Annotated in this window: 6 protein-coding genes; 2 read left to right on the top strand and 4 right to left on the bottom strand. The window is 63.4% G+C overall.

All coding sequences use genetic code 11. From position 1 onward, the window contains the following. A partial coding sequence (locus tag AC1DWI_RS12535; RefSeq protein ID WP_477724937.1) for an FAD-dependent oxidoreductase occupies positions 1 to 741 on the bottom strand: 741 nt, incomplete at its 3' end. Between the two features lie 252 nt (positions 742 to 993). On the opposite strand from AC1DWI_RS12535, the gene AC1DWI_RS12530 reads away from it, so the two are divergent. Together AC1DWI_RS12530 and AC1DWI_RS12525 are read left to right on the top strand one after the other, a co-directional pair. Continuing rightward, on the top strand, positions 994 to 1,887 hold the full coding sequence (locus AC1DWI_RS12530) for a transporter substrate-binding domain-containing protein (protein WP_477724936.1): 894 nt from the start codon (positions 994 to 996) through the stop codon (positions 1,885 to 1,887). Positions 1,888 to 2,052: 165 nt separating this feature from the next. After that, positions 2,053 to 2,787 (top strand): aspartate/glutamate racemase family protein, encoded by a 735-nt coding sequence (locus tag AC1DWI_RS12525; protein WP_477669010.1) that lies wholly within the window; start codon positions 2,053 to 2,055, stop codon positions 2,785 to 2,787. Positions 2,788 to 2,913: 126 nt separating this feature from the next. On the opposite strand, the gene AC1DWI_RS12520 is transcribed toward AC1DWI_RS12525, so the two are convergent. The 3 genes from AC1DWI_RS12520 to AC1DWI_RS12510 form a co-directional block, all read right to left on the bottom strand. Next, the gene (locus AC1DWI_RS12520) at positions 2,914 to 3,315 is read right to left on the bottom strand and encodes an RNA-binding S4 domain-containing protein (RefSeq protein WP_477669011.1); all 402 of its coding nucleotides are present in this window, start codon (positions 3,313 to 3,315) and stop codon (positions 2,914 to 2,916) included. Between the two features lie 64 nt (positions 3,316 to 3,379). Continuing rightward, on the bottom strand, positions 3,380 to 4,843 hold the full coding sequence (locus AC1DWI_RS12515; RefSeq protein ID WP_477669012.1) for a sensor histidine kinase: 1,464 nt from the start codon (positions 4,841 to 4,843) through the stop codon (positions 3,380 to 3,382). Beyond that, positions 4,840 to 5,498, bottom strand: a 659-nt coding sequence (locus AC1DWI_RS12510; protein ID WP_477724935.1) for a response regulator, incomplete at its 5' end; no start/stop codon positions are given. The genes AC1DWI_RS12510 and AC1DWI_RS12515, both read right to left, overlap by 4 nt.

Raw genomic sequence — 5,498 nt, 5'->3', positions numbered from 1 at the left:
GCGGTCGGCTTCGAGATGGCCTTGCGGCGTCGCGACAGCTGCAACCAGGCCGCCGCGCACCACGAGCTGCTCCACGGGTGTGTCCAGCAGGAAGCGCACACCCTCGCGGCGCAGCACGTTGAACAGGCCGTCGCAGGTTTTCTGGCAGTCGGCAGCACACTCGCCCGGTGTGTAGATGGCGCCGGCGATGTGCCCGTGTCGGTTTTTCAGCGCGGGCTCGATCTCCACGCAGCGGTCGGCGCTGACGGCCTCCTGGGTACTGCCCAGTTCACGTTGCAGCAACATCTGCCGGCGCGCTGCAGCGAACGCTGCATCGCTGGCGTACAGCACCAGCTTGCCCGTGGCCGAGAAATCGCAATCCAGTTTTTCTTCGGCCATCATCGCGTCAAAAGACTGGCGGCTGAGCGCCGCCAGCGACAGCAAATGGCTGGTGGTGTTGCGTGAGGTCTTGCTGTTGCAGGCCGCCAGAAACTGCGCACCCCACAACCACTGGCGCACATCCAGGCGAGGCCGCAGCTTCAACGGGGAGGAGGGCGACAGCAGCAGCTTGGGAAGCTGCCGCCAGATGGCGGGATCTGCCAGCGGCTGCACGTAGGAGTAGCTCAGTTGTGCGCCGTTGCCGCCGCTGGCGCCGCTGCCGGGGCTGGCGCGGTCCACCACTGTCACCTCATGACCGGCCCGCCGCAAGCTGTAGGCGGTTGCGAGTCCCACGATTCCTGCACCGAGCACACACACATGCATAGAAGCCTCTTTGTTCCCTGAAAGAGCGCCACTTTACGCAGTGGGTACAAGTTTGAACAATGCTGAATGCGCGAGGGTTATGACGTGTGGTTATGCCCTTCTGCGAAGGTGGCAGAAGAGATTCTGGGTAAACCATGAGTTTTGGTCATGGGTTTGCCGCGAAAATGAATGACACATATCGCACGGCTGTTCCTACACTACCGATGCCAGTTTCCCGAAACTACCAACCCACCGCCCCCCGAAAGGACAAGCATGAAATTCACCATCCTCATGACCGCCGTGCTGCTGACAGCCGGCCTGGCCACCACCGCCGGCGCGCAAACGGTGCCGACGCTGAAAAAGATCGCCGACAGCAACAAGATCACCGTGTCGTATCGCGAAGCTTCGGTGCCTTTCAGCTACCTGATCGGGTCCAAAACCTCGGTGGGTTTTTCGGCAGAACTGACAGAAGCCATCATTGACGACATTCGCAAGAAGGTGAAAAAGCCGAATCTCGAAGTCGCCTACATGCCCGTGACTTCGCAAAATCGCATCCCCTTGCTGGTCAACGGCACCTACGACCTCGAGTGCGGCTCTACCACCAACAACACCGCGCGCGGCAAGGATGTGGCATTTGCCATCAACCACTTCTACACCGGCACCCGCCTGCTGGTCAAAAAATCATCCGGCATCAAGAACTACGCCGACCTGGCCAAAAAGACGGTGGCCAGCACGACAGGCACCACCAACGCGCAGGTGATCCGCAAGTACAGCGCCGATAAAAAGCTCGACATGCAGCTCATCCTGGGCAAAGACCACGATGATTCGTTGCTGCTGGTTGAGAATGACCGTGCCCTGGCTTTTGCCATGGACGACATCCTGCTGTTCGGCCTGATGGCCAACTCCAAGAATCCGGCGTCGCTGGAAGTCGTGGGTGATTCGCTGCAGGTGGAGCCCTATGCCTGCATGCTGCGCAAGGACGACCCTGAGTTCAAGAAGCTGGTGGACGGCACGATCATCCGCCTGATCAAGTCCGGCGACTTTACCAAGATGTACGCCAAGTGGTTCACCTCACCCATCCCGCCAAAGGGCGTGAACCTGAACCTGCCAATGAGCGAAGAGCTGAAGGCCAACCTCAAGGYGCTGAGCGACAAGCCGGCCATGTAAGGCTGACGGGAGCGCCGTCGCGCCGCTCCCGTTCTACTGCCGTGCCCGTTCGGGCCGGCAGTTTTCCCCCTAAAGAAAAATGATCCCGGAGCCTCGTGGGCTCAGGTGGCCGGTGTGCGCCTGCCGGACAGGATTTGCAACTTGAACAGCATTGAAAGGCAAGATATGAGCAGAACCCGCGTGGTCGGCATTCTGGGCGGCATGGGTCCGGCTGCAGGTGCAGACTTTGCTCGATTGTTTGTCCAGGCCTGCGCGGACCATATGCGCTCGCTGGACATTCCGGTGTCTGACCAGGCCTTTCCCGAGCACTGGCTGGCGCAGGTGCCGGTGCCGGACCGCAGCAACGCGCTGGGTTTACCGGGGCCGGGCGGCCATCAGCCCCTGGATCCCATGTTGCAAGCAATGGGGAAACTCGCCGCATTAGGTGCCACCACCGTCGCGGTAGCGTGCAACACGGCCCATGCGTGGCACGCCGAGTTGCAGGAGCGCTTTCCCCAGCTTGAAGTGCTGCACGTGGCGCGTGAGGTGGCCCAAAATCTGGCGGGCCGCGGTGTACGCGAAGTGGGTCTTCTGGCGACCGAGGGCACCTACCGGGCAGGGCTCTACGACCAGGCCCTGCGGCAGGCGGGTTTGCAATGCCACATTCCTTCCGTTGAAGAGCGTGAGCGCCTGATGCGCGGCATCTATGAGGGCGTGAAAGCCGGCAACATGGCTTTGGCGCGTGAGTGTTTTGCGGGCGTGGCCAGCGCGCTTGCCGGGCGGCACGGCCTTTCAGTGCTGGTTCTGGGTTGCACCGAGATTCCGCTGGCACTCAGCGCGGTGCCTGGCATGGATTCACTTGAGCTGGTGGACCCGGCGGCCCTGCTGGCGCGGGCGCTGGCGCAGCGAGCGTATGCCTGAGCGTTCATCACCATCCTGCATGGCTCAAAACAGCCAATTCTTGAATAAAATAGGCCTCTGACCCAATGGGAATGGGCGCGAGTAGCTACAAAAATGATAGCGAAAACGGGGCGGCTTCCCAGTCTCTCAATCGGCTGACGCGCTCCAGCGGTTGTCCCAGGCCTTGTCGAGCGTGCGGCGGTCGCGTTTGGTGGGGCGCCCATGCTCCAGGCTGCCGGCCGGATCGGCTGCCACCCGGCGCTGCTCGGCGGCCTCGGCTTTGAGGCGCAGGCTTTCTTCGGTTTCTTCGTAGAGCTGCTGGGCTACCGGGGCTGCGCCTCGCAGCTTGCTGATGCCGCGCACCATCAGGGTACGGGTGTAGGGGCCCTGTCGCAGTGTCACGGTGTCGCCGGATTTGACTTCACGCGCGGGCTTGGCTTCGATGCCGTTGATGCGTACACGGCCCTTGTCAATTTCTTCCACGGCCAGGGCGCGGGTCTTGTAGAAGCGGGCGGCCCACAGCCACTTGTCGATTCGCAATTTGTCCATTGGGGCCTATTCTGTACCAAGGCATGTGGCGCCGTGTAGGAGGGCGCCGCGTTTGGATTGGTTCTCACGTCGTGGGCAGGCGTACCGTGGCGTCCAGGCCCGTCACACGGCCGTGCACGACGCGGTTTTCCAGCGAAATGCTGCCATGCATGGTTTCGGTGATCTCGCGGCAAATGGCCAGGCCCAGGCCGGAGCCGTGGCGCACGTTGCCTGCGGAAAAGGGCTGATAGAGCCGCGCCGACAACTCCGCCGACACCCCCGGCCCGCTGTCGCTGATGGTCATGGCGACAACGCGGGCGTCGCACACGATGCGCACCGCCAGCGTGCCGCCGGCCGGCGTGTGCTTGATGGCGTTGTGCAGCAGGTTGCGCGTGAGTTCGCCCAGCATCCATTCATGCGATGTGACGCGCGCCGGCACGGTTTCTATCTCGAAATCGATGTCTTTCTCGGCAATCAGGGGCGAGAGGTCCAGCGCCACAGAGCGCACCATCTGCGCCAGGTCGATGGCCTGCAGGTCAGCCTGCTGGCGCAATTGCTCCACCTTGGCCAGCGCCAGCATCTGGTTGGCCAGGACGGTGGCGCGGTCCACCGTCTGGTTGATTTCCGCCAGCGCCTCACGGGCGTCCATGTCGCCGCGCAGCGCGGACTGCACCTGTACCTTGAGCACGGCCAGCGGCGTGCGCAGCTGGTGGGCCGCATCGCGCACAAAGCGCTTCTGGTTGTCCAGCAGGTGCTGCAGCCGGCCCATGACCTCGTTGGTGGCATCCACCAGCGGCAGAAGTTCGCGGGGTGCATCGGGCGCGGTAATCGCCGTCAGGTCGCCTTCGGGACGGGCCTGCAGCTCGGCGCTGAGGCGCCGTACGGGCCGGGTGGCGCGCTGCACCACGACGACCGCCACCAGGGCGATTACCGCCAGCAGCAGGGCCTGGCGCCACAGTGTGTCGAACAGGATTTTGCGGGCCAGTGTTTTGCGCAGTTCCAGGGTTTCGGCTACCTGAATCACCGCCATGGCGCGGCCTTTTGCACTGGCCACGGGCTGCAGCAGAACCGCGACCCGCACATCGTCGCCCATGAAGACATCATCATAAAAATCCACCAGCGCCGAATAGGGCGGCCGTGCCGGAATGCGCCCGTGCCAGAACGGCAACTCCGAAAAACCGGACACCATGCTGCCGCCGAGGCTGGAGACCCGGTAAAAAAGCCGGCTCTGGTTGTCAGCCTCAAAAGCTTCCAGCGCCGCATAGGGCACCGTGACGCGCAGCTCGGATTGCTCGTCGTAGCCCGTTACATCGAGCTGCTCGCCGATGGATTTGGCAGACGCCAGCAGCGTACGGTCATACGCCGTGTTCACCGCGCCCAATGCCTGCCGGTACAGGCTGAAGGTGTTGGCCACTACCAGCAGGCCCACCGGCAAAAGAATGCCGATGAGCAGGTATCTGCGCAGGGAGATGGCGCCTGCGCCGGGTTTGGTTTCGGGTGCTGCGGGGGGAACTGCCTGAATGTCCTGTCGCGGCTGCGGGGAGCTCATGCATCCACTTTCAACAAGTAGCCCAGGCCGCGCAGCGTGACCAGCGTGACGCCGGTTTGCGCCAGTTTCTTGCGCAGGCGGTACACCACCACTTCCACCGCCTCGTATTGCACGTCCGCCTCGCCGGGAAACACCAGCTCGAACAAACGCTCTTTGGACACTGCATGGCCGGGTTTGGCGATCAGGGCCTGCAACAGCGCCAGTTCACGGGGGGTCAGCTCCAGCACTTGGTCGCGGTGGTAGATGGCCCCGCTGTCTTTTTCATAGCGCAGCTCGCCCACGATCTGTGCGCCGGCATCGTTTTCCGCGGGAAGCGCGGTTGCCGCGCGCCGGCGGCTCAGGGCGCGCAGACGTGCTTCCAGTTCGTCCAGGTCGAAGGGTTTGGGCAGGTAGTCGTCGGCCCCGGTGTTCAGGCCCATGATGCGGTCACCTACCGTGCCGCGTGCGGTCAAAATGAGCACCGGTGTGGCCAGCCCCTTGAGGCGCGCCTGCTCCAGCACCTGCAAGCCGTCCATCCCGGGAAGGCTGAGGTCCAGCACCACCACATCGGGCTGGGTGTCCGTCCATTGCGCCAGCGCCAGGCGCCCGTCGGTGCAGCTGAAAACCTCCATGCCGCGGCGGCCCAGTGTCCGCTGCAGCGCAGCCTGCATCGACG

Source organism: Polaromonas sp. P3_C2, assembly GCF_056402675.1.
Note: the sequence above shows the minus strand (reverse complement) of the source record. Positions and strands in the feature narration are given on the sequence as shown.

What these genes read in the sequence shown, in the direction of transcription:
- AC1DWI_RS12520 (WP_477669011.1), bottom strand. Translation starts at nt 3,315, where the DNA reads ATGGACAAATTGCGAATCGACAAGTGGCTGTGGGCCGCCCGCTTCTAC.
- AC1DWI_RS12525 (WP_477669010.1), top strand. Translation starts at nt 2,053, where the DNA reads ATGAGCAGAACCCGCGTGGTCGGCATTCTGGGCGGCATGGGTCCGGCT.
- AC1DWI_RS12515 (WP_477669012.1), bottom strand. Translation starts at nt 4,843, where the DNA reads ATGAGCTCCCCGCAGCCGCGACAGGACATTCAGGCAGTTCCCCCCGCA.